Origin of the sequence: Mesorhizobium sp. M0276, assembly GCF_040321755.1 — a bacterium.
GTDB lineage: Bacteria > Pseudomonadota > Alphaproteobacteria > Rhizobiales > Rhizobiaceae > Mesorhizobium.
The window spans coordinates 90,344-110,569 of sequence record NZ_JAMYSC010000020.1 but is presented as its reverse complement, the minus strand read 5'-3'; the positions used below and the strand labels follow the sequence as shown (position 1 = coordinate 110,569).

Genomic DNA, 20,226 nt, shown 5'->3' with positions numbered 1-20,226 from the left:
ACACCAATTCAGCAGTCGCGTTGTCGCCGCCTTGATCCATGTCAAAGCCATTTGTTTTTGGATTGGGCAGCGTTGCTCGCGCAAACGATCAGGAGACTGTTATTGAACAGGGAGAGGGAGCCGGGATCGACGCTGTTCGAAACGAGCCGCGACGGCTCGATACTGACAGTTCGATCTGACAGAGAAGCGGTCCCGGCGACGCTGATGAAACGTGCGCATCAGGAAAAGCTGCAGCTCTGCGATGCCTTGGAAAGAATAGCCGACACCCTGCCCAGGGTCGACTGCCTGTCATGTCTGGCTGCAGCCAATGCGATCGTTCCGCTATTACGCAACGTTCACCAATACGAAGAGACGGTCATCTTTCCGGTCTACGAGGCTGCTTCGACCAGCAGCGATGCCAACCGTGCTTCAATTCGTCGATTGCGTGCCGAACATGTCGAGGACGAATGCTTTGCCGGCGAGGTGACTGAAATCCTGCTGGCCATCGGCCATGGCGAGACAGTCGAGAATGCCGAGGCTATCGGCTTCATGTTGCGTGGCTTCTTCGAAGGCTTGCGCCGGCATATCGCCTTCGAACGCGAGCACGTCCTGCCGCTGATCGGGGTCGTCGATGCCGGTTAGGCGCCGGAGCGGCGTTCCAGCCGGCTCATGTTCTCCACAGTCACGTGCCGGTTGTTGTCGATCCGAATTACGCTGTCTGTTCGCAGCCTGGTCAGTTGGCGGCTGACCGTCTCGATCGTCAAGCCGAGGAAATCGGCGATGTCGGCGCGTGTCAGCGGCAGGTCAAAGCTTGTCGACTCGGCCGCCGCGTCAACTGCGGGATCGATATTTTTGGCGATCATCAGGAGAAAGCTCGCCACCTTTTCCGATGCACTCTTGCGCCCCAGCGTCACCATCCAGTCGCGTGCTTCGTCCAGTTCATTGAGCGTCTGCTTGAAGAGACGATGCTCGAGCTCTGGCGATTCCTTCATCATGCGCTCGATGGCGGCCTTTGGAAAAGAACACAAGGAAACGGTGGTTGCGGCCTCGGCGTTGATCGCACTTTCCGTCTTGAAGGGCCTGCCGAGGAAATCGGGGGCGAACTGCAGGCCAACAATCTGCTGGCGTCCATCCGAAAGGCTCTTGGTGAGCTTCACCACGCCGGAAAGCACATTGGAATAGCAGTCGACAGTCTCTGCATCACCGATCAACTCGATGCCCGGTTTGACCTGTTGTTTGGACGAAGTCTTGGCGAGCCCCACCAATTGCTCGGGATCGAGTGCGCCGCAAACGCCGCGATGCCGTGCCTCGCACGACTGGCAAAGCACTGGAATGCCGGCACTGTGAACGTCCTGGCGCACCGTCATCCTGATCGTCCAATGGTTTCCATGTGCCGACAACGTAGCATCGGCGGAGAAAAAAGCCTTGCGGCAGTTTGTCTGCAGGGGGCTTTGACCGAAATCAAGGCCGCCGGCGACCAAAGTGACCAATGTCGCGCATGCAAAGAGGATCGGATAGCGACATGCGGCCAGAATTCGTTGCCAGGCTCGGTGAGAACGTTCCACGCTACACCAGCTACCCGACCGCGCCGCATTTTCATCCAGGCATCGATGCCGCCGTCTGTCGTGGCTGGATGCAGGCACTCGACGGTGGTGACGAGATCTCGCTCTATTTGCACATTCCGTACTGCGATAAGCTTTGCTGGTTCTGTGCCTGCCATACGAAGCAGACCCGCCACTACGAACCGGTGAGGATCTATCTCCGCTCACTGCATGCCGAGATCGCCACAGTCGCCAGTCTTGTCGCAGGCAAAGGCCGCGTGCGGGCAGTTCATTTCGGCGGCGGCTCGCCGACGATGCTCAAGCCAGACGACATGGTGGCGCTGGCAAACCTCTTGCGTAACAGCTTCGATTTTCTTCCCGACGCCAAGATCAGTGTCGAAATCGAACCCAATGACATGGACGAAGCACGCCTCGATGCACTCGCCGAAATAGGCATGACGCGAGCGAGTCTCGGCGTGCAGGATTTCGAACCGAAAGTGCAGAAAGCGATCAACCGCGAGCAAAGCTTCCTGCAGACCAAGGCGGTCGTCGACGGCGTTCGTTCGCGCGGCGTCGAATCGGTCAATCTGGACCTGCTTTACGGTTTGCCGCATCAGACCAGGGAAAGCGTCTGTTCCACCGTGGCGCAGGCGCTGACTTTGGAACCGGACAGAATGGCACTCTTTGGCTACGCGCATGTGCCCTGGTTCAAGAAACACCAAACGATGATCGATGAGGCGTGGCTGCCAGGTCCCGCGGAGCGGTTTGCTCAATCGCAACTGGCGGCACGGGCGATCGTGGACCGGGGATACGAAGCAATCGGCCTCGACCATTTCGCCAAACCCGGCGATGCGTTGGCGCTTGCAGCCCGCGCAGGAACTCTGCGCCGAAACTTCCAGGGTTACACGGAGGATCGCTGCGAAACATTGATCGGGCTCGGCCCGTCATCCATCAGCCAGTTTCGGCAGGGCTACGCACAGAACATGCCTTCGACCAGCGAATATGGACGCATGGTTGAAGCGGGAGGGCTGTCCGCTGTGCGGGGTATCGAGCTTTCCGACGACGACCGCGTTCGCGGCTGGGTAATCGAGCGGCTGATGTGTGACTTCGCCTTCTCGGCGATCGAGTTGGTGGAGCGCTTCGGCCAAGCCGGCCAAGGCCTTCTCAGCAAGGCAAGTACAACAGCCCTCCATGATCCTGCGCGGTTGCTCGAGCTTGATGGCGACAGTTTCGTCGTGCCGGCGGAAAGTCGCCCCTTTGTCAGAAGCATCGCGGCGAAGTTCGATAAATATTTCGAAGCCGGCAAAGCCAAGCATTCGGCAGCGGTCTGAATTATCGCCTCAAGTCAGAAATGCTCGCCGGCCTTGAACGGACCGATGCGGGTGCCTGCCGCAATAAGATAGGCAGTCGACCAGCCGATAAGCAGAAATCCGTTCACGCCTTCGAGCGCCGCCAGGACACGCCACGCGTGAGCAGGCACGATGTCGCCATAGCCGACGGTCGAAAAGGTAATGGTCGAAAAATACAGTGCGGTTTCGAAATCGGCGAAGATATCAAGCAGCCTGTATAACCCCGCCCAGAGCCAGACCTCCGCGGTCATGACGGCAAAGAGCCCCATCACCACGCTGATCATTGCGACGATACGGCTGCGGCGTCCGTGCATACGAAATCTGGCGACCAGGTGCCTCATCGCATGGGTAACGGCCATCAGGCCAAATGTGTGAACCAGGACTGTCAGGCTTATGACGATCGTGCCGACGAAGAGATTGAGAGCCATGCAAGGAAATTACGAATTCCGAGGACAATTTCCTTGCGCAAAATCAAACCCGGCACTGTGCTTTGAAGTGCCGGCCCTGTTTCGCCAAAACCAGCCTATTGGCTGCCGTCGGTCGCGGCGGGGGTGAGGCGAAAGAACATCGCGAGCTTCAAGCTTGTCGCTATCCGTTCGGCGCGATCGACAAACACCGCCGCCGTTTCGGGGGCAAAGAGGTCGGCTGCCGTCCGGCCGAACAGGGCCAGCCAGATCTCGAAGTCGGCCTCGGTAACATCCTTGAGCTTGAGGTGCGCCGGCACCGGCCGTCCGTGATAGTCGCCGCTTTTCAGGATGACCGAACTCCAGAAGTCCGTCATTTTCTCCAGGTGGGGCTCCCAGTCGCCGGTGATCTCGCGTGCGAAAATCGGCCCGAGCCGCTCGTTGCTCCTGATCTTGGCATAGAACTCGCGGACTAGTTTTCCAATTGACCCCCGATCGACGCCAGCATGGTCCAAAGGCTGTTCCGCGACGGGGCGCGCCCGATCTGTCAAAGCTGATTTCGATGTCATCATGGCTCTTGTCTATGTTGTCAGGATAATCCGAGGCGCCGAAGGGTAGCTTGCACAAGACTGGGCCGATCGCGGACCAGCCGGAAACCCAGATTGTCGGGCGGGGTTCCAACCGCGCAGCCGCCCCTCTTGCCGTCGCGGATGAAGTTCGACATGTAAGTGCGGTGGAAGCCTTCCACAACATGCACTCCGCAATTGTCGATCGAACTCGCAATGCCCGCGCCGTCGCTGGCCATGGTTGCATGGATGTAGCACGTCGACGTCCATTCCCAGATGTTGCCGGCAACGTCCGCCACTCCCTTGGAGTTGATACCAAAGTCCCCCTGGACCCTTGGTTCAGGATCCGGCTTGCGCCCGAGCGCCGTTTCGGTGCGGTATTGAGCGAGCCAGCGCAGCGCCGGGTTGTTCGGGTCGCTTTCATCACTCTCTACGTCGCCCCGGAACCGTTCGCCTGCGGCATAGGCCCACTCGACGTCCGTCGGCAGCCGCCATGTCTCGCCCGTGCGGGCTGAAAGCCACGTCGCATAGGCTTCGGCATCGATGTGGCTGACGCCTGTGACCGGAACGTTGCCGATCCTGCGCGGGTCGGCCGGCTTGCAGGCGCCGTCCGCCACGCAGTGCTCATAGTCCGGCAGGCTCACCTGGTATTTCATGATCTCCAGTCGAGCATTGATGGACTCCCGCGCGACAGGCGCCGCGACGGGGTGGTTCTTCTTGAGGAATTCGCCCGGCTGTGGATGATCGAACGTGCCGGGCCCGAGGACCACCACGTCGCTCATGGCTACCGATGGCGGGACCTCCAAGGAATTGTCGAGCGCATGGTTCATGCCGAGGCCTATCAGCGCAGCAGCCCCAATTGTTCCGAAGGTGAACACAGGATCGAAGGACATGGCATCAAGTCCGCCGCGAGTGCAACCCTTTGGCTTTGCCGAAGGATTGCACCGAGGATCGGATCTCCGTCTACGAGGCAATTGCCTTGGGCGCTTCGACCTGCATCATCAAATCGTCGTCCCAGGTTCCTTCGACCGTGAAGTGCGCGGTCGCTCCGAGTTCGACTGCCTCGATCAGATTGTGGTTTACATAGGCATAGATGCCCGGCTGCAGGAAGGTGTAGAGTGCCGAACCTGCCGACCCGCCACGGATGAACCAGGTTTCCAGATCCTTGGACGGCGGGTTCGCGAATTTGCCCTGTTCCCAGACATAGTCGCCATGACCGCCGATCAGGTGCGGTCGGGTATCGCGATTGGCCTGGGAATGGACGATCAGAACGGTTTCGCCGACCTTGGATTTCATGGCGTTCGCGCCGGTCAGCGATCCTGCCTTGCCGTTGAACACGACATGGGTCGGGATCAGCCCGCGCATGACCTTGACGGTGTCGTCGTAATTGTCGCCGGCCGAGTCGTACTTCTTGAATTTTCCCTGCTCGTCGCGCGGGATGTAGAAGTCGTTTTCGCCGATGTAGTAGATGTGGTCATAGCGGATAGGCTCGCCCTTGTCGTTCTTGAGGCCGCCCCGAGGCAGTACCATCACCGCACCGCTCATCCCCGACACGACGTGCCACGGGATCATCGCGCCGCCGGGCGCGCAATGGTAGACGAACGTGCCGGTGCGGGTGGCCTTGAAGCGCAGCGTGACCTGCTCGCCGGGATTGATCAGCGTCAGCCCGCCGCCGCCGAGTGCGCCGGTAGCTGCGTGAAAGTCGATGTTGTGGGCAAGCGTGTTCGTGTCGGGGTTGATTAGCGTGAGCTCGATATAGTCGTCTTGATGCACAACCATCAGAGGGCCGGGAATTGAGCCATTATAGGTCATGGCATTGAGCTGCGTTCCATCGGCATCGATGACGATCGGCTTTTCTTCGATCGTCATGGTGAATTCGACGACTTTTGGACCACCCTTGGCCACCTGCTCGTGAGCGTGGACAAATGGCGGCGCCACCAGGGTGACCTTTTCGCGCGGCAATCCCGCGACTTCCTTCGAGCTCGCCACTGCCGGCATTGCGACAACGGCCGCGGCAGCGGCGGCGGTAAGGACAGATCCTAACAAAGCTTCGCGTCTCGTGAGCATTTCCATCTCCTTGGCTATCGCTACTTGATGGGCTCAGAATAAACTGCGTACTGGCCAAGTCTTTGCGTTAGCGCAAATCCAATGTCTTTCGCAGGTTTCTAGTTTGGAGACGCTGTGCGGCGAAGCGACGCCGCGGCGCGCAGTGCCAAATAAAACAGGCCGGACAGACCGCTCCCCGGTCCGTCCGGCCTCTGCTCCGGAACATTGCGAACCGGAGCGGCATCCATGAAGACCAGGTCAGTTAGCAGTGACCTTGGTTGCTTCGGCGAACAGGTCGGCGAATACAGGTTTGGCTTTTCCGATCTGCTTCACGGCTTCCGCCGCCTCAAGATTGACGGGCTTGCCGACGACGATCAGCGCAACCATGCCCATGCCGTAGTGCGGAGCGCATTTGACACCGTAGACCCCTTCCTTGGTAAGGGTGACCGTTATTTCCTCACTGGCTTTCCCCTTGAACGCTTCAGCACCGTCCGGGATCATTCCCTTAATGATCTCGGCATTGTGGGACTTGTCGGTCGGCACGAACTTGATCGTGTCTCCAGGCATCGCCCGGATAAAGGCAGGCTGGAACACCATCGAGCCTTTCTCTCCCTTGTTCAGCATTTGCACCACGTGTTCTTCGGCATTTGCGGAGCCGGCTATGGTAAGCAGGGCGATGGCCGCGGCAATCAGAGGCAGTTTCATAAGGGAAGTCCTTTCTTGAGTTCGTCACGGTATCGACCGTGCCCTTTCTAAGCCGCCGGACGATCTGGCGATTTGCGCTGGCGCAAACTCTTGAGCAAAAAAAACTGCGCTTGGGTTCCCATGCGTCGCGCATGCACGTCACAATGCACGTGCCCCTTGCCGCCCGCCTGTCGCCATGGGAACACTCTCGACCAGACCGGTTGGGTGCCTTGCAGATAGTTGGATTCGGGGAGGGGAAAGAGTTGGCTAACCTCGATCGCTCGCTGATTGCCGGGCTTTCTGCCTTTGAGGGCGTGGCCGTCACGGATCTCGACCGCATAGTCGGACAGGCCAGATCGCTCCGGATTGCCAAGGACCAACCTGTATTCGAGCAGGAGCAGGAAGCACATTCGTTTTTCCTGCTGCTCGACGGACATGTGCGCGTCGTGAGGTCGATGCCTGACGGCCAGGAGGTTATTGTACGCTACATCAGTCCGGGTGAGTTGATGGGTATCGCCCACGCGCTGGGCCGCACCACCTATCCGGCAAATGCGATCGCTGCCGTCGACTGCGTGGCTCTTGCCTGGCCAAGCCAGCTATGGCCGACATTCGCAATGGATTTCCCGAGCTTCAGCGCCAACACTTACAAGACCGTCGGCAGCAGGTTGCAGGACGCTCATACCCGGGTCATCGAGATGTCGACCGAGCAGGTGGATCAGCGCGTCGCCCATGCCCTGCTCAAGCTGGTCAAGCAGACGGGCAGGAAGACCGAGGAAGGGATTCTGATCGACTTCCCGATCTCACGCCAGGACATAGCCGAGATGACGGGAACGACGCTCCATACGGTGAGCCGGCTGCTCTCGGCGTGGGAGGAGCAGGGATTGGTCAAAAGCGGGCGCCAGAAGGTGACCGTGGTCGAACCTCACCGGCTCCTGCTGATCGCCGAAGGCCGCATAGAGAAAAGCTAGCCTCAGTCGGTGTTTTCGATCGCGGTCTGCAAATCGCTGCTGAGTTGTTCCTCGTTCAGATGATGCTCCCGTGCCGCGTCGGAAACGGTGTGGAATGAGGCGATCGGGCAGCCGACGCAAAGCATGCCGTGCTGGAGCACGACGCGGATGGCCGCTGGAAAATCGTGCATTATTTCGTCCATCGTCGCGTCGTCGGTGAGTTTGCGTTTCATGACGCTTTGCCCGCGTTTGCAAGCGGACATGTTGCATCGGCTTTGCGAGATGCTCGTTGCGCCAGGACAAACAGCGAGCAGCCCAATCACATCGGAACGGCGCAGATAGTCGACCGCGTCAGGAACCGCCTCTCCCGTCCATTGTCGAGTGAGAACATGCCGCCGCGGCCAGGCACAACGTCGATGATGAGATCTGTATGCTTCCAGGCTTCGAATTGCGGAGCGCCGATATAGAAGGGCGCATTGCCGATCTCGCCGAGCAGCACATCCTGGTCGCCGACGATGAACCCCGCACGCGGATAGCACATGGGCGAAGAGCCGTCACAGCAGCCGCCGGATTGATGAAACAGCACCGGGCCGTGGTCGGCGACGATTTCGGCGATCAGTTCAAGGGCTGCCGGTGTCGCGGTGACCTTCGCTCGCATGGTGATTTCCGATTTCCTTTGGCGCGGCCCGTCACGGAGCCGCGCCAGTGAGTCAAAGCGCCGATCAGAAGAAGCCGAGCTTTTTCGGGCTGTAGCTAACCAGCATGTTCTTGGTCTGCTGGTAGTGATCGAGCATCATCTTGTGCGTCTCGCGGCCGATGCCGGACTGCTTGTAGCCGCCAAAGGCCGCATGCGCGGGATAGGCGTGGTAGCAGTTGGTCCAGACCCGGCCGGCCTGGATCGCGCGCCCGAACCGGTAGGCCCGGTTGCTGTCACGGGTCCAGACACCGGCGCCGAGGCCGTAGAGCGTGTCGTTGGCAATTGCCAGCGCTTCGTCGTCATCCTTGAAGGTGGTGACCGAAACCACGGGCCCGAAGATCTCTTCCTGGAAGATGCGCATCTTGTTGTGACCCTTGAACACCGTCGGCTTGACGTAGTAGCCGCCGGCCAGATCACCAGGCAGAACGTTGCGCTCGCCGCCGGTCAGTAGTTCGGCGCCTTCCTGGCGGCCGATGTCGATGTAGGACAGGATCTTTTCCAACTGCTCGGACGAGGCCTGGGCACCGATCATCGTTGCCGGATCGAGCGGATCGCCCTGCACGATCGCCTCGACGCGCTTGAGGGCACGTTCCATGAAGATATCGTAGATCGATTCATGGATGAGCGCGCGGCTTGGACAGGTGCAGACTTCGCCCTGGTTCAGCGCGAACATGACGAAGCCTTCGATCGCCTTGTCGAAGAAGTCGTCATCTTCGGCGACAACGTCCTTGAAGAAGATATTGGGCGACTTCCCACCCAGTTCGAGTGTGACGGGGATCAGGTTCTGGCTGGCATATTGCATGATCAGCCGGCCCGTCGTGGTCTCGCCGGTAAAGGCGATCTTGGCAATGCGCGGCGAGGACGCGAGCGGCTTGCCGGCCTCGAGGCCGAAGCCGTTGACGATGTTGAGCACGCCCGGAGGCAGTAGATCGCCGACAAGATCGGCCCACAGCAAGATGGCTGCCGGTGTCTGTTCGGCAGGCTTCAGGATCACGCAGTTTCCGGCGGCAAGTGCAGGAGCAAGCTTCCAGCACGCCATCAGCAGCGGGAAGTTCCAGGGGATGATCTGGCCGACCACGCCGAGCGGCTCGTGGAAATGATAGGCGACGGTGTCATCGTCGATTTGCGAAAGGCTGCCTTCCTGTCCGCGCACGGCGCCGGCGAAATAGCGGAAATGATCAATGGCGAGCGGCAGGTCGGCGGCAGTCGTTTCGCGGATCGGCTTGCCGTTGTCCCAGGTTTCGGCGCATGCGAGGAGATCGAGGTTCTCTTCCATACGGTCGGCGATGCGGTTGAGGATAAGCGAGCGCTCTGCCACGCTGGTGCGCCCCCAGGCGTCCTTGGCGGCATGGGCCGCGTCCAGGGCCGCCTCGATGTCGTGGGCATCTGATCGCGCCACCTCGCACAGCAGCTGACCGTTCACCGGTGAGAAGTTCTCGAAGTAGCGGCCGGAGTGCGGCTCGGCCCATTTGCCGCCGATGAAATTGCCGTAGCGCTTGTCGAAGGGCGCCTTTACCGGACGTGAAAATTCAACCTTGTTCATGTGTCTTCCTCCCGAAGCTGACGTCGCGGGTTGCGACGCTTGGAAAGAGACTTGCGATCTCCCACCGCCATTGTCACTGCGTCGGGGACGGTGGGCGGACGGGATGTGTCGCAGAATTGCGACACTCACGCGAGGATTCGAATGGTCAGTGAGACCTGTGGACGTCCAGGCGGTTGAGCTTGCGGTGAAACGTCGCGCGGCTGATGCCGAGCGCCTGGGCCGCGGCCGAGACATTTCCGTCCGCCCGCGCCAGCGCACGCTGCAGGACGCCACGCTCCGCCTCGGCGAGGACTTCGGGGCCGTTCTCGGCCCAGCCGAGCAGATCGGCTGCGGGCATCGGCTTGTCGAAACACCGTTGCGTAATTCCAAGCGCCAGGCGAGCCGAACGTGTCGCACCGACCACGAGGCCGTCCGCGTCAACGGCGATCAACGCGCCGGAACCCTTGTCGGGCACCGGCGCCAGAACGATTCGTGCCTTGGGGAATGCCATCTTGAAGGTCTCCGCCTCGATCCGACGCGCGGCATCGACCACGGCCATCGAAATAAGATTGGCAAAGGCTTCAGTGAGGTCGGCCCGGCAGGAGGACACGTCAAGCGCGGCTGCAAGCTCTCCCTGGTGATCGTAGATTGGGGCGGTGCAGCAACTCAGCCCGGTGTTGCGCGTATGAAAATGTTGGTCGCGGTGGATCGTCAGCGCACGCTGTTCAACCAGGCAGGTGCCGATACCATTGGTGCCCTGGCTTTCCTCGTTCCAGACGGAACCAGTCCACAGACCCCAGGAATGAAACGTCTCGTCATCCACGGGCGCGCCGCGCCGTTCGACCGGAACGCCGTCGCGATGGGCGAGCAGGACGCAGCATCCAACGCCGCCCACCGCAAGATAGAGCCGGTCCAGACTTGATTGAGCAGCTCGGACGAGTGGCTCGATGTGTTGCCGGACCTCTCCCAATTCCGCCTCTGTCAGATAGCGTGGGGGGCTGCAATCGGTCGGATTTAGCCGATGCAAGCTGGAAGACCGTCGCCAGGAGGCGACCAGCGCGGACTTCGCCGCCGTGTCCGACGCGATCGCAGCCTGAATGCGGTCGGCATGATGACCGGATAGTTCCTCGCCCATCCTTATCCTCCCAGAACCCCGACTGCTCCGTCACATCCCAGACCAGTGTCGCGCCAGGTTCCGCTTTCAATCAGCGCACTGTCAATTCGACGGAAGGAGCAGAAAGGGGGAAGAACATCCTTCCATGTTCCCCTCTCTGTCAGCGACATTTAGCCAATCGACAGTCGTCTTCGCCGAAGCATTCTCTCGCATGCACCCCTCGGTCGATGCTCCCAAAGCCTAGCGACATGCACTAAGCATTCTTTGATCGAAAGCAAAGTCCGCGCGGATTTTACCGACTCGTGGCCGGGGTAAGCTGAGCAGCACTTATCGGCGCGATATTAAAAGCTGCCGCCTGCGGAAAGCCTTTCGGTGGCCCCGTGGGCGGATGGCTCTCGAGATCTCGCAAGCGGGCATGCAGGCACCCGTGCCCTATGTGCGCAGTGGAAACTTCGTGATAACCAGTGGCTTTCAGTTACGGCGATGCAATCGTAAAATGCCCGACGTTTGGACGGGTGGCTTTTCCCACCTAGCTGCCCAAGACCAAAAAAGACAATGACATTAATATGATATACAGCAAACTTGCCGTGGCACCCATGATGGACTGGACGGACCGGCATTGCCGGTTCTTGCACCGTCAGTTGACGCACCGTGCGCTGCTCTACACCGAGATGGTGGTGGCCGACGCCGTCATCCATGGTGCGCGTGAGCGACTTCTCGGCTTCGATGAGACGGAACATCCGGTTGCGTTGCAGCTCGGCGGCTCCGATCCGCAAAAGCTTGCCGAGGCGGCGCGCATCGGCGAGGCCTTTGGTTATGACGAGATCAACCTCAATGTCGGCTGTCCGTCGGACCGTGTTCAGTCGGGTACGTTCGGCGCCTGCCTGATGAAGGTGCCTGACCTCGTCGCCGACTGCGTCGCTGCGATGAAAGCAGCGGTGACAGTTCCCGTCACCGTCAAATGCCGCATTGGCGTCGACGAGCAGGACCCGGAGCCGGCGCTCGACGCGCTGACGGATGGTGTTTTCGATGCTGGCGCCGACGCGCTGTGGGTGCATGCGCGCAAGGCGTGGCTCGAAGGTCTGAGCCCCAAGGAAAACCGCGACGTTCCGCCGCTCGACTATGACAGGGTCTATCGGCTTAAGGCCAAAAAACAGAACAAATTCATTGGCATCAATGGCGGAATTCAGTCGATTGAAGAGGCACAGGCGCATCTCCGTCATGTCGACGGCGCAATGCTTGGCCGCGCCGCCTACCACACGCCCGGCATTCTGGCCGGCGTGGACGCCGCCTTCTACGGCGCCAAGCCCGAGACGTTCGACTTCGCCGCGCTGATCGACGTCATGGCGGACTATGCGGCACGTCATATCGAGCAGGGCGGGCGGCTTGGCCATGTCACACGTCATATGGTCGGACTGTTCCACGGATTGCCCGGGGCGCGCCGCTACCGCCAGATCCTGTCCACCGAGGCGAACCGCCCCGGGGCCGGACCGGACGTGCTGAAGACGGCTTTTGTGGCTGTCGAGCTCAGTGGAGTGGAGGCCGAAGCGGCCTGAGTCTGGGAGCCGGAGCTCAATCCCTGAGGATCATGCGGTCGCCGCGTACATCGAAGCCCGACAGCGAGCCGATGAAATTCATGCCAAGCAGGCTCTGGCTCAGCATGCCGGGTGCGGCGATCATCACCGGCATGTCCTTGCGCGTGATGCCGCCGATCGCAATCTGATCGGTTCTCACGGCCGCGGCACGCGCCACGCCGTTGGCCGTCGAGACCGAAATGGTGTAGTTGAGCGCAGCTGGATTGAATCCGGCGGCTTGCGCGTCTTCCGACGTCAGCACGGTGCTGGTCGCGCCGGTATCGACAATGGCTCGAACCGGATTGCCGTTGACCAGGATACGCGCTTCGAAATGGCCGTTGTCCGCCTTGTCGAGCGTCACCGTGGCGTGACCGTCTTCGACGCCGAGCGCCAGCGGGCTGCCGGGGACCAGGCCTGCCGTCACGCGGCTGGCGACATCCTGCAGTTCATAGCGGTATTGATAGCCGGCGATCAGCGCGAGCACGATGGCCGCCCAGGCGCCGAGGTTGCGGGCCATGGCGCCCAACGGCCGGCCCGAGCGAAGCAGGCCGGCGCCGATCAGGACGCCGAAGGCGCCAAGCCAGATCAGCCGGCTGAAATCGTAGTTCTCGACGCCGAGCGTACTGCCGGCAGAATCGTTGAGCATGAGCAGGACTGCTCCCACCCCGATCGCTGCCATCAGGATCCAGAAAAACCGGCTCATTAGCACCTCACGAAAGCGCGTCGCGTTCGCGCGCCATGCGGCTGCGGCGCGTTTCCCGGCGCGGTCGGCGCTCGATCGTTTCCAGCCGGGCCGGCAATTCGGCCATGACGCTGCGGCGCGTTTCCGGAGTCATCCCGATCCAGGCACCGATTTCCTCACGCGTGCGACCGCACCCGAAACAGAAGCCGGTTTTCATGTCGATCGAACAGACCAGGATGCACGGGGATTCTATGGCCGTCATAACTTTCTCTTGAGGTTTCCATCCGGAATCCTCGTTCCATCTCCACATGGTGCAACCGCAGAGCCAATGCAAGCCCTTGCGATGGCGCCCTTGGCGGCCAGCTTTGCGACAAATTCAGGACCATGATCCAGGAGGTTGTGCCGACGACGCAAGGCGGCTATGCCGCTCACCTACTCCAGGGAATGATCGCCAACGAGATGACCAGCGCGCTGCCTTTCGACGATTTTCGCAACCTGTTGGCCAATCTGCCGGCGGCCGACACGACAGCCGAGGCCCGCGTGCGCACGCTGTTCGCCAAGGCCGACAAACCAGGCAATTCGCTCGGCCGCATCGAGGATATCGCCGCGTGGCTGGCCGCCTGGAGCGGGCGGGTTCCGCCAGCCGTGACAAGACCGTTGATGGCGGTCTTTGCCGGCAATCACGGCGCCACACGCCACGGCATTTCGCCACGCCCGGTGGCGGCGACCGCCAACGCGGTCGAACTTTGCGCGGCCGGAGGTGCGGCGATCAACCAGATCTGCATTGCCAACGATCTCGGGCTGAAGGTCTTCGATCTTGCCCTGCACATTCCGACAGCAGATATCACCTGTGATGCCGCGCTTGACGAGCGCGGCTGCGCCGCCACCATGGCTTTCGGCATGGAAGCGATCGCCGGCGGCACCGATCTTTTGTGCCTCGGCGATCTCGGCGTCGGCAACTCCACGGTCGCTGCAGCTCTGTTTGCGGCGCTGTTCGGGGGCAGGGGGATCGACTGGGTCGGCCCGGGGTCGGGCGCCGATGCGACGATGCAGGCTCGCAAGGCAGACGTGGTCGATGCCGCGCTGGCCTTTCACGGTGGCCATCTCGGCGACCCGCTCGAGGTGCTGCGCCGGGTCGGCGGCCGTGAGTTCGCAGCGATTGCCGGCGCCATCCTTGCCGCGCGCATGCAGAAGATCCCAGTGCTGCTCGACGGACTTGCCGCGATGGCCGCCGCAGCGGTGCTACATACCGCCAACCCCGCCGCGCTCGGCCATTGCCTGCTTGCCAGCCTGTCGCCAGAGCCCGCACACGCCCGGGCTGCTCAACGCCTCGGCCTGCGCCCGTTGCTTGATCTTGGCATCAGTTATGGCGAAGGGGCAGGGGCCGCCCTTGCCGCGGGTCTGGTCAAGGCCGCCGCGCTGACCAGTTCGGGCATGGCGGCTGCGATGCGCGGCTAGAGACTTGAACTTAGCGCCGAAAATTGGGGATGCGGTAGACGACTGCGGTATATTTTGGATTGGAGCGGCTGCCGATTATTACGCCGCCAAGGCGTTCCGCGACCTTTCTGCTGGCCACGTTGCTTTCGGCAACCGGATATTCGAAGCAATCCGGATCGAGTATCTCGGAGGCCCACCCGGCAACAGCAGCAATTGCCTCTCTGCCAATACCGTTTCCTTGAGCGTCTTCTCTAATCCAGATGCCGAGCTCTGGACATGCGGTCTTCGCCGCATGAAGGCCGACAAGTCCCAGACAGCGATTGCTTGCCAATGCCCGCACAACGAAGTTCAAGTCCGATCCGTCATGGATTGGCGCCAGCCAGGATTGCCATACCTCGGCAAAGGCCACGAGTGATTGAGGTGGCTCCCACTGCATAAAACGGGTGATGGCAGGGGTGATGGCGGCAAAGAGGTCTTCGGCATCGTCGGCTGTAAACAGCTTCAAGCGAAGGCGCTCAGAGTTGATCTCGATGCCTCCGGCATGCCAGTCACCTGCTGCCATTGTGGAGTGCCATCCTTCTTCCGTCGGCCGAGGTCGACGGTTGCTTATCGCCGCCGAGCTGCTACCGCCGCGGTCGGCAGCGCCGGCAATTCTTCCATTACCCGGCTCAGCGGGAAGATGGCTATCGCCTCTGTCCCTTCGCGCAGCCTGGAATGAAGTTCGAACTCTCCGCCATGCATGGCAAGCAGGCCTTGCACGATCGGCAGGCCAAGGCCGGTTCCTTGCTCGGCGCTCTTGATGGCGATCGAGCCCTGGCCGAAGGCGGAAAGCACAATCGGAATCTCGTCTTCCGGTATGCCTGGCCCATTGTCCTTGATCGAAATGTACTGCCCGCCGCCCGCCGTCCAGCCGACGCGGACACGAATCTCGCCTCCGGTGGCGGTGAACTTGATGGCATTCGACAGAAGGTTGAGCGCGATCTGCCGCACCGCCCGCTCATCGGCGAACAAGCGTGGCAATTCATGCTCGAAATCCTGGACGATGCGTATATCCTTATTGCGCGCCCTCAGCTCCATCATGTGGCAGCAATCCTCGACGATACCGAGCAGCATCACGGGCTCTTCATTGAGCTGGTAGCGGCCAGCTTCGATGCGCGACAGGTCGAGGATCTCATTGATCAGGTCGAGCAGATGCTGGCCGGATTCGTGCACGTCGTGGGCGTAGTCGCGATAGGTGGGGTTGCTCATCGGTCCCAGCACCTCGTTCGACATCACCTCGGAAAAACCGAGAATGGCATTGAGCGGTGTGCGCAGTTCATGGCTCATCGAGGCGAGGAACCGTGATTTCGCCAGATTGGCATCTTCGGCCCGCCGCCGCGCCTCGTCCGACATTGATTTCGCCGTCTCCAGTTCGGCGATCAGCGCGTCCTTTTCGGAGCGGAACGACAACAACATCAGGGACGAGCGGTTGAGGTGACGGGCGACATAGGCGAAGAAGGGCAGCGACACGACCAGCAGCCCGGCCATGATTACCTCGATCGGGATCCATAGCTTGACGCCGCCATAAGCGTAGAGTGCCACCGGGACGGCAAATGTCGCCAACAGCGCTCCGCCCAGGGACGAGGTCATCACCGCGGTCGCCGCCATGGCGAACAACAGCACCACGGCCTTGACGACGTGGAACGGGTCGACCGCGCAGACGCTGCAGCCAAGCCGGACGAACCATGCCCAGCCGAGACCGCACAGGAAATGACCGATCAGGAATTCCCGTCGTGTTTGCAAAGGGTTGAGCTCGGAAGCTTCAGTGCGCTCGATGCGCCGCGCCATGAAGGCGACGATGGTGTAGCAGGTCAGCATGAACAGGGCCCAGAGGCCGATCTCGTTGCCGACGCCGGCCAGCCGGCTACCCGCCGCGATCACCAGAACGAGAAGCGGGACGGCGATTGCGCCGCTGGTCATCGCCCGGGCGTGGAGTTTCAGAAGTTCGCGATCGAAATCGGGATTGCCCGCCTGCTGCGAAAGACGGTCACGCGTCTTGCGCACCGCGCGTGCCACATCGCTGTTGCGATGAGGTTTCCTGCGGTCCACAATGAACTTGTCCGCTGTGTTCGAGCGTTGCAAGGGCATCAAAACTTCAATTATGCGAGCAGCGGTTTCAAAGTGTTAAGCTACGTTCGAATGATTAACCAACCGTTTGCCATATGAGCCGTTCATGGTCGCCAAGGCGGCGCCGACCATACTTTGCGCGACCCCGAAGCCTGTGGCGCCGGCTGGTCGATTACGGGCTTACCGCCATCATTCTCGGGCTGTTGATCCTGCTGGCGGCCCGCCTCGACCGCGTGGAGACCCGCAGGACGGAAGGTGCGGTTATCGTCAATGACGGCGATTCGATCACGCTCGGTGCCGAGCGCATCCGTATGCGCGGCATCGATGCTCCGGAATATACGCAGACCTGCCGCAGGAACGGCTCCGACTATCCCTGCGGCACGCTTGCGCGCCAGTCGCTGGTGCGCCTGATCGGCGGCCAGCCCGTCTCCTGTACCGGCTGGCAGCGTGACCGCTATGGCCGGCTTCTCGGCAACTGCAACGCCGGCGGCAAGGACCTCAACCGGGCGCAGGTCGAGGCGGGTTGGGCGGTTGCCTATGGCGACTTCGAGAGCGAGGAAGCCACGGCCCGTGCGGGAAAGGCCGGCATCTGGGCCGGAACGTTCGAACAGCCGCAGGACTGGCGCGATAGCCATCACGGCCAAGTCGTCGAGAGAAAGCATGGCGCACTGGCATCGATTGGCGACGCCGCGCGCGAGATTTTTCGCTTCTGGTGATCCGCATCGTGTAATTGGACCGCGAACGAATGGGAGGATGGAGATGAAGCTCTTCGACGGTGGCCGGGCGCCCAATCCACGACGGGTCCGCGTTTTCCTCGCCGAAAAAGGCATCACGGTTCCGCAGGTAGCCGTCGACATGGGTGCTCTCGAGCACAGGCAACAGGCGATCAGCTCTCGCAATCCTTTGCAACGCCTGCCGGTGCTGGAGCTCGACGACGGCACCATCATCACCGAATCCGTCGCCATCTGCCGCTATTTCGAGGAACTGCATCCCGAACCAGCCCTGTTCGGCCGTGGCGCACTCGGCAAGGCGCAGGTCGAGATGTGGCAGCGACGGATGGAGTTCAACTTGCTCAGCTGCGTCACGCAGGCGTTTCGCCACATCCATCCGGCCATGAAGGAATGGGAAATCCCGCAGATCCCCGAATGGGGCGAGGCCAACAAGCCGAAGGCCGTGCAGTTCCTCAAGCTGTTGGATGTTGAGCTGGGCAATCGAGAATTCATCGCCGGTGACAGCTATTCGATCGCCGATATCACCGGCCTGATCGCCGTCGATTTCATGAAGCCGGCACGCATCAAGATGCCGGATGAATGCACAAATGTGCTGCGTTGGCACCAAGCCGTCTCCAGTCGTCCGAGCGCATCAGCCTGAAAATGACTGTCGAACTCGACAGGCTCACTGCCAAGATTCGCGCTTGCCGCATCTGCGTGGAGAATCCTGTCGGCAAGCCGTTGCCGCACGAACCGCGTCCGGTGCTGCGACCCTCGTCCAGCGCCCGCATCCTTATCGCCAGCCAGGCGCCGGGGACCAAGGTGCATCTGTCGGGCATGCCGTTCACCGATGCTTCCGGCGACCGCTTGCGCAGTTGGCTGGGCGTGACAAGCGATGAATTCTACGACATCGAGAAATTCGCGATCGTGCCGATGGGCTTCTGCTTTCCCGGCCAGGATGCCAAGGGCGGAGACCTGCCGCCACGGCGTGAATGCGCACCGACCTGGCGCGCGCCCTTGATCACTCTGATGCCACGGATCGACCTGGTGCTGACGATCGGCATCTATGCACAGTCCTGGCACATGGGTGCCGAGCGCCGGCCCTCATTGACGCAAACGGTGATGGACTGGCGCGCGCTCTGGGAGAATTCCGTCGGCCCGAAAGTGCTGCCGCTGCCCCATCCGTCGTGGCGAAACACCGGCTGGCTCAAGAGGAATCCCTGGTTTGAAATGGATTTGCTGCCTTTCCTGCGGTCGGAAATCCGCTATCGCCTTGGTTAATCTTTCAGCAAGAAATCACTCGCTTTTTGCCCGATTGGCAGAATTTCTTTCTTGTGAAAGGTCGAAATAAGGGGGAGTATAGCCAAACTATTCCCAAAGCGCGTCGCGCCCGAGGGCACGCGACGCGCTTTGAGTTTATTGTTTTACGCATGTCGTTGTCCCAAACCGCTTCACACTTTGGGCGACATGCACCCAGGGAGCACGCAATGGATCGCCTCGATAGAAAAATTCTCCGCCTGTTGCAGGAGGATGCGACACTCGCGGTCGCCGATGTCGCCAAGAAAGTCGGGCTGTCGACGACGCCTTGCTGGCGGCGCATCCAGAAGCTCGAGGAAGAGGGCGTCATCAAGCGGCGCGTCGCCATTCTCGACCATGAAAAGATCAATGTGCGCGTCACCGTCTTCGTGTCGATCCGCACCAATTCGCATAGCCATGAGTGGCTGAGGCGCTTCTCGGAAGTCATCCAGGAGTTTCCCGAAGTGGTCGAGTTCTACCGGATGAGCGGCGACGTCGACTATCTCTTGCGCGTCGTGGTTCCGGACATCGCCGCCTATGACGCGTTCTACAAACGGCTGATCGCCAAGATCGAGATTCGCGACGTGTCGTCGTCCTTCGCCATGGAGCAGATCAAGTACACCACGGAAATCCCGCTTGACTACATGGTGCTGGACAAGGAGTCGGGCGCCAACGCTGCCTGAGCTGACCCTTGCGCAAGGTTTTCCCGCTTAATCTTTCTTTTTGTTGAGGAAACTCCAGGGAGAATTTACTGGCAGCGTGACTGTGTCCGGCACGCTGTCGGCATCGACGACCTCTGCCTTGCGGACGCTGTAGCCCGACTGGATGACGCTGACGCCGTCGAGAATGAACAGCTGGCTCTTCTCCATCTCCGGCTTCAGCGCACCGGTGACAGCGACCGGCTGATAAGCTTCCGACATCTTGTAGGGGTGAGCAGGTGTGACCAGTACGATCTGGTTGGGCGGTGGCGTCGGCATGTGGCTGCATGCGCCAGTCCACGGCACCAGCAGGAACTGATAGACAAAGTCGCCGTCGCGATCGACGGGCAATGCATAGCCGGCCAACTGAATGCTTTTGTCCTGCAGATCGAGGGATAGCGTCTCGCCGTGGTCCGGCAATTTTGCCGCGATCATCGGCAACCCGACGTTTTCAGCGGCCGCTTGCGCAGCAGGGCGCAGATCCTTCCAGAATATGTGCGCGGTCTCCGCCGAGGCATCGCCGATGGAAACAGCAAATGCCACAGCCAGGACCGCAACTGATTTGAGGCGATTGTTCATGGACTCCATTCTTCGCCAAGCTGCTGCCCGCATCGAGTCAAACCGTCGTGATTCGAGCGCATTTTTGCAGATCCCGGATCGCGCTGCGCCATCAATCCACATTCTCGCTCGCAATTCGATCGCCGTTGTGGGGTAGCGCTATCGGGGCCTTGCCAGCGACCTCGCGGGAAACGGGACACGAATAAATTGCTTGGGAAAGAGCCGAAAATGGCTTGCCCGGTCGCGACTGCGGAGCAGAAAATAGATCGGCCATAGGATGCAAACCGTGCGCGTCCGTGTCCACCGACCTCGCCAG

24 protein-coding genes are annotated in these 20,226 nt (G+C 60.9%); 9 read left to right on the top strand and 15 right to left on the bottom strand.

Going from position 1 to position 20,226, the window contains the following annotated elements; all coding sequences use genetic code 11:
- Positions 1-204 precede the first annotated feature (204 nt).
- Positions 205-621, top strand: coding sequence for a hemerythrin domain-containing protein (locus tag NKJ01_RS17670; protein ID WP_023759203.1), 417 nt, complete (start codon positions 205-207; stop codon positions 619-621).
- Here NKJ01_RS17670 and NKJ01_RS17665 read toward each other — a convergent pair.
- Complete coding sequence (locus NKJ01_RS17665) at positions 618-1,346, bottom strand: Crp/Fnr family transcriptional regulator (protein WP_352729740.1); 729 nt, start codon at positions 1,344-1,346, stop codon at positions 618-620. The two genes, NKJ01_RS17670 and NKJ01_RS17665, sit on opposite strands and share 4 nt — an antisense overlap.
- Positions 1,347-1,501: 155 nt before the next feature.
- Between NKJ01_RS17665 and hemN the strand changes: the two genes are divergently transcribed.
- Positions 1,502-2,851 carry an oxygen-independent coproporphyrinogen III oxidase gene (gene hemN / locus NKJ01_RS17660; protein ID WP_352729738.1) on the top strand — a complete coding sequence of 450 codons (1,350 nt, stop codon included), beginning with the start codon at positions 1,502-1,504 and terminating at the stop codon, positions 2,849-2,851.
- A 14-nt stretch (positions 2,852-2,865) separates the two neighbouring features.
- On the opposite strand, the gene NKJ01_RS17655 is transcribed toward hemN, so the two are convergent.
- From NKJ01_RS17655 to NKJ01_RS17635, 5 genes are all read right to left on the bottom strand, one after another.
- The gene (locus NKJ01_RS17655) at positions 2,866-3,297 is read right to left on the bottom strand and encodes a potassium channel family protein (RefSeq protein WP_352729736.1); all 432 of its coding nucleotides are present in this window, start codon (positions 3,295-3,297) and stop codon (positions 2,866-2,868) included.
- Between the two features lie 95 nt (positions 3,298-3,392).
- Positions 3,393-3,842 carry a group III truncated hemoglobin gene (locus NKJ01_RS17650; RefSeq protein ID WP_352607409.1) on the bottom strand — a complete coding sequence of 150 codons (450 nt, stop codon included), beginning with the start codon at positions 3,840-3,842 and terminating at the stop codon, positions 3,393-3,395.
- Positions 3,843-3,862: 20 nt separating this feature from the next.
- Complete coding sequence (locus tag NKJ01_RS17645) at positions 3,863-4,669, bottom strand: SUMF1/EgtB/PvdO family nonheme iron enzyme (protein ID WP_352729734.1); 807 nt, start codon at positions 4,667-4,669, stop codon at positions 3,863-3,865.
- 133 nt (positions 4,670-4,802) lie between these two features.
- Entirely contained in the window at positions 4,803-5,906 is a 1,104-nt protein-coding gene (gene nirK, locus NKJ01_RS17640) for a copper-containing nitrite reductase (protein ID WP_352729732.1), read from the bottom strand.
- A gap of 237 nt (positions 5,907-6,143) precedes the next feature.
- A complete protein-coding gene (locus NKJ01_RS17635; protein ID WP_352729730.1) occupies positions 6,144-6,590 on the bottom strand; it encodes a pseudoazurin in 447 nt (148 codons plus the stop codon).
- A gap of 242 nt (positions 6,591-6,832) precedes the next feature.
- Here NKJ01_RS17635 and NKJ01_RS17630 point away from each other — a divergent pair, with 242 nt between their 5' ends.
- Positions 6,833-7,537, top strand: coding sequence for a Crp/Fnr family transcriptional regulator (locus NKJ01_RS17630; RefSeq protein ID WP_352607490.1), 705 nt, complete (start codon positions 6,833-6,835; stop codon positions 7,535-7,537).
- A 2-nt stretch (positions 7,538-7,539) separates the two neighbouring features.
- On the opposite strand, the gene NKJ01_RS17625 is transcribed toward NKJ01_RS17630, so the two are convergent.
- The 4 genes from NKJ01_RS17625 to NKJ01_RS17610 form a co-directional block, all read right to left on the bottom strand.
- A complete protein-coding gene (locus NKJ01_RS17625) occupies positions 7,540-7,749 on the bottom strand; it encodes a DUF1858 domain-containing protein (RefSeq protein ID WP_352607401.1) in 210 nt (69 codons plus the stop codon).
- A gap of 86 nt (positions 7,750-7,835) precedes the next feature.
- Entirely contained in the window at positions 7,836-8,174 is a 339-nt protein-coding gene (locus tag NKJ01_RS17620; protein ID WP_352729728.1) for a DUF779 domain-containing protein, read from the bottom strand.
- A gap of 64 nt (positions 8,175-8,238) precedes the next feature.
- Entirely contained in the window at positions 8,239-9,756 is a 1,518-nt protein-coding gene (gene adh / locus NKJ01_RS17615) for an aldehyde dehydrogenase (RefSeq protein WP_352729726.1), read from the bottom strand.
- A 145-nt stretch (positions 9,757-9,901) separates the two neighbouring features.
- Positions 9,902-10,870, bottom strand: coding sequence for a GAF domain-containing protein (locus NKJ01_RS17610; RefSeq protein WP_352729724.1), 969 nt, complete (start codon positions 10,868-10,870; stop codon positions 9,902-9,904).
- Positions 10,871-11,415: 545 nt separating this feature from the next.
- On the opposite strand from NKJ01_RS17610, the gene dusA reads away from it, so the two are divergent.
- The gene (gene dusA, locus NKJ01_RS17605; protein WP_352729722.1) at positions 11,416-12,405 is read left to right on the top strand and encodes a tRNA dihydrouridine(20/20a) synthase DusA; all 990 of its coding nucleotides are present in this window, start codon (positions 11,416-11,418) and stop codon (positions 12,403-12,405) included.
- Positions 12,406-12,421: 16 nt separating this feature from the next.
- Here the strand turns inward: dusA and NKJ01_RS17600 are convergent, their stop codons facing one another.
- Both NKJ01_RS17600 and NKJ01_RS17595 read right to left on the bottom strand, forming a co-directional pair.
- Positions 12,422-13,126 carry a TIGR02281 family clan AA aspartic protease gene (locus NKJ01_RS17600; protein WP_352729720.1) on the bottom strand — a complete coding sequence of 235 codons (705 nt, stop codon included), beginning with the start codon at positions 13,124-13,126 and terminating at the stop codon, positions 12,422-12,424.
- 7 nt (positions 13,127-13,133) lie between these two features.
- Positions 13,134-13,367 (bottom strand): DUF1289 domain-containing protein, encoded by a 234-nt coding sequence (locus NKJ01_RS17595; RefSeq protein ID WP_031260174.1) that lies wholly within the window; start codon positions 13,365-13,367, stop codon positions 13,134-13,136.
- Positions 13,368-13,564: 197 nt separating this feature from the next.
- Between NKJ01_RS17595 and NKJ01_RS17590 the strand changes: the two genes are divergently transcribed.
- Positions 13,565-14,563: a nicotinate-nucleotide--dimethylbenzimidazole phosphoribosyltransferase gene (locus tag NKJ01_RS17590; protein ID WP_352729759.1), complete on the top strand. Its 999-nt coding sequence runs from the start codon at positions 13,565-13,567 to the stop codon at positions 14,561-14,563.
- A 10-nt stretch (positions 14,564-14,573) separates the two neighbouring features.
- Here the strand turns inward: NKJ01_RS17590 and NKJ01_RS17585 are convergent, their stop codons facing one another.
- The gene (locus tag NKJ01_RS17585; protein ID WP_352729718.1) at positions 14,574-15,104 is read right to left on the bottom strand and encodes a GNAT family N-acetyltransferase; all 531 of its coding nucleotides are present in this window, start codon (positions 15,102-15,104) and stop codon (positions 14,574-14,576) included.
- A 44-nt stretch (positions 15,105-15,148) separates the two neighbouring features.
- A complete protein-coding gene (locus NKJ01_RS17580) occupies positions 15,149-16,669 on the bottom strand; it encodes a sensor histidine kinase (protein ID WP_352729716.1) in 1,521 nt (506 codons plus the stop codon).
- A 74-nt stretch (positions 16,670-16,743) separates the two neighbouring features.
- On the opposite strand from NKJ01_RS17580, the gene NKJ01_RS17575 reads away from it, so the two are divergent.
- From NKJ01_RS17575 to NKJ01_RS17560, 4 genes are all read left to right on the top strand, one after another.
- A complete protein-coding gene (locus NKJ01_RS17575) occupies positions 16,744-17,364 on the top strand; it encodes a thermonuclease family protein (RefSeq protein WP_352729714.1) in 621 nt (206 codons plus the stop codon).
- A 43-nt stretch (positions 17,365-17,407) separates the two neighbouring features.
- Positions 17,408-18,019 (top strand): glutathione S-transferase, encoded by a 612-nt coding sequence (locus tag NKJ01_RS17570; protein WP_352729712.1) that lies wholly within the window; start codon positions 17,408-17,410, stop codon positions 18,017-18,019.
- Positions 17,959-18,639: a uracil-DNA glycosylase family protein gene (locus tag NKJ01_RS17565; protein WP_352729710.1), complete on the top strand. Its 681-nt coding sequence runs from the start codon at positions 17,959-17,961 to the stop codon at positions 18,637-18,639. Before NKJ01_RS17570 ends, NKJ01_RS17565 begins: the two co-directional genes overlap by 61 nt.
- Before the next feature lie 206 nt (positions 18,640-18,845).
- Positions 18,846-19,337, top strand: coding sequence for an Lrp/AsnC family transcriptional regulator (locus tag NKJ01_RS17560; RefSeq protein WP_023759182.1), 492 nt, complete (start codon positions 18,846-18,848; stop codon positions 19,335-19,337).
- Between the two features lie 27 nt (positions 19,338-19,364).
- Here the strand turns inward: NKJ01_RS17560 and NKJ01_RS17555 are convergent, their stop codons facing one another.
- Positions 19,365-19,931, bottom strand: a complete 567-nt coding sequence (locus NKJ01_RS17555) for a DUF3299 domain-containing protein (protein ID WP_502905887.1) — start codon at positions 19,929-19,931, stop codon at positions 19,365-19,367.
- Positions 19,932-20,226 lie beyond the last annotated feature (295 nt).

Coding starts and splice junctions, on each gene's coding strand:
- NKJ01_RS17670 (WP_023759203.1), top strand. CDS start 205: ATGAAACGTGCGCATCAGGAAAAGCTGCAGCTCTGCGATGCCTTGGAA.
- NKJ01_RS17665 (WP_352729740.1), bottom strand. CDS start 1,346: ATGACGGTGCGCCAGGACGTTCACAGTGCCGGCATTCCAGTGCTTTGC.
- hemN (WP_352729738.1), top strand. CDS start 1,502: ATGCGGCCAGAATTCGTTGCCAGGCTCGGTGAGAACGTTCCACGCTAC.
- NKJ01_RS17655 (WP_352729736.1), bottom strand. CDS start 3,297: ATGGCTCTCAATCTCTTCGTCGGCACGATCGTCATAAGCCTGACAGTC.
- NKJ01_RS17650 (WP_352607409.1), bottom strand. CDS start 3,842: ATGACATCGAAATCAGCTTTGACAGATCGGGCGCGCCCCGTCGCGGAA.
- NKJ01_RS17645 (WP_352729734.1), bottom strand. CDS start 4,669: ATGAACCATGCGCTCGACAATTCCTTGGAGGTCCCGCCATCGGTAGCC.
- nirK (WP_352729732.1), bottom strand. CDS start 5,906: ATGCTCACGAGACGCGAAGCTTTGTTAGGATCTGTCCTTACCGCCGCC.
- NKJ01_RS17635 (WP_352729730.1), bottom strand. CDS start 6,590: ATGAAACTGCCTCTGATTGCCGCGGCCATCGCCCTGCTTACCATAGCC.
- NKJ01_RS17625 (WP_352607401.1), bottom strand. CDS start 7,749: ATGAAACGCAAACTCACCGACGACGCGACGATGGACGAAATAATGCAC.
- NKJ01_RS17620 (WP_352729728.1), bottom strand. CDS start 8,174: ATGCGAGCGAAGGTCACCGCGACACCGGCAGCCCTTGAACTGATCGCC.
- adh (WP_352729726.1), bottom strand. CDS start 9,756: ATGAACAAGGTTGAATTTTCACGTCCGGTAAAGGCGCCCTTCGACAAG.
- NKJ01_RS17610 (WP_352729724.1), bottom strand. CDS start 10,870: ATGGGCGAGGAACTATCCGGTCATCATGCCGACCGCATTCAGGCTGCG.
- dusA (WP_352729722.1), top strand. CDS start 11,416: ATGATATACAGCAAACTTGCCGTGGCACCCATGATGGACTGGACGGAC.
- NKJ01_RS17600 (WP_352729720.1), bottom strand. CDS start 13,126: ATGAGCCGGTTTTTCTGGATCCTGATGGCAGCGATCGGGGTGGGAGCA.
- NKJ01_RS17595 (WP_031260174.1), bottom strand. CDS start 13,367: ATGACGGCCATAGAATCCCCGTGCATCCTGGTCTGTTCGATCGACATG.
- NKJ01_RS17590 (WP_352729759.1), top strand. CDS start 13,565: ATGACCAGCGCGCTGCCTTTCGACGATTTTCGCAACCTGTTGGCCAAT.
- NKJ01_RS17585 (WP_352729718.1), bottom strand. CDS start 15,104: ATGGCAGCAGGTGACTGGCATGCCGGAGGCATCGAGATCAACTCTGAG.
- NKJ01_RS17580 (WP_352729716.1), bottom strand. CDS start 16,669: ATGCCCTTGCAACGCTCGAACACAGCGGACAAGTTCATTGTGGACCGC.
- NKJ01_RS17575 (WP_352729714.1), top strand. CDS start 16,744: ATGAGCCGTTCATGGTCGCCAAGGCGGCGCCGACCATACTTTGCGCGA.
- NKJ01_RS17570 (WP_352729712.1), top strand. CDS start 17,408: ATGAAGCTCTTCGACGGTGGCCGGGCGCCCAATCCACGACGGGTCCGC.
- NKJ01_RS17565 (WP_352729710.1), top strand. CDS start 17,959: ATGCACAAATGTGCTGCGTTGGCACCAAGCCGTCTCCAGTCGTCCGAG.
- NKJ01_RS17560 (WP_023759182.1), top strand. CDS start 18,846: ATGGATCGCCTCGATAGAAAAATTCTCCGCCTGTTGCAGGAGGATGCG.
- NKJ01_RS17555 (WP_502905887.1), bottom strand. CDS start 19,931: ATGAACAATCGCCTCAAATCAGTTGCGGTCCTGGCTGTGGCATTTGCT.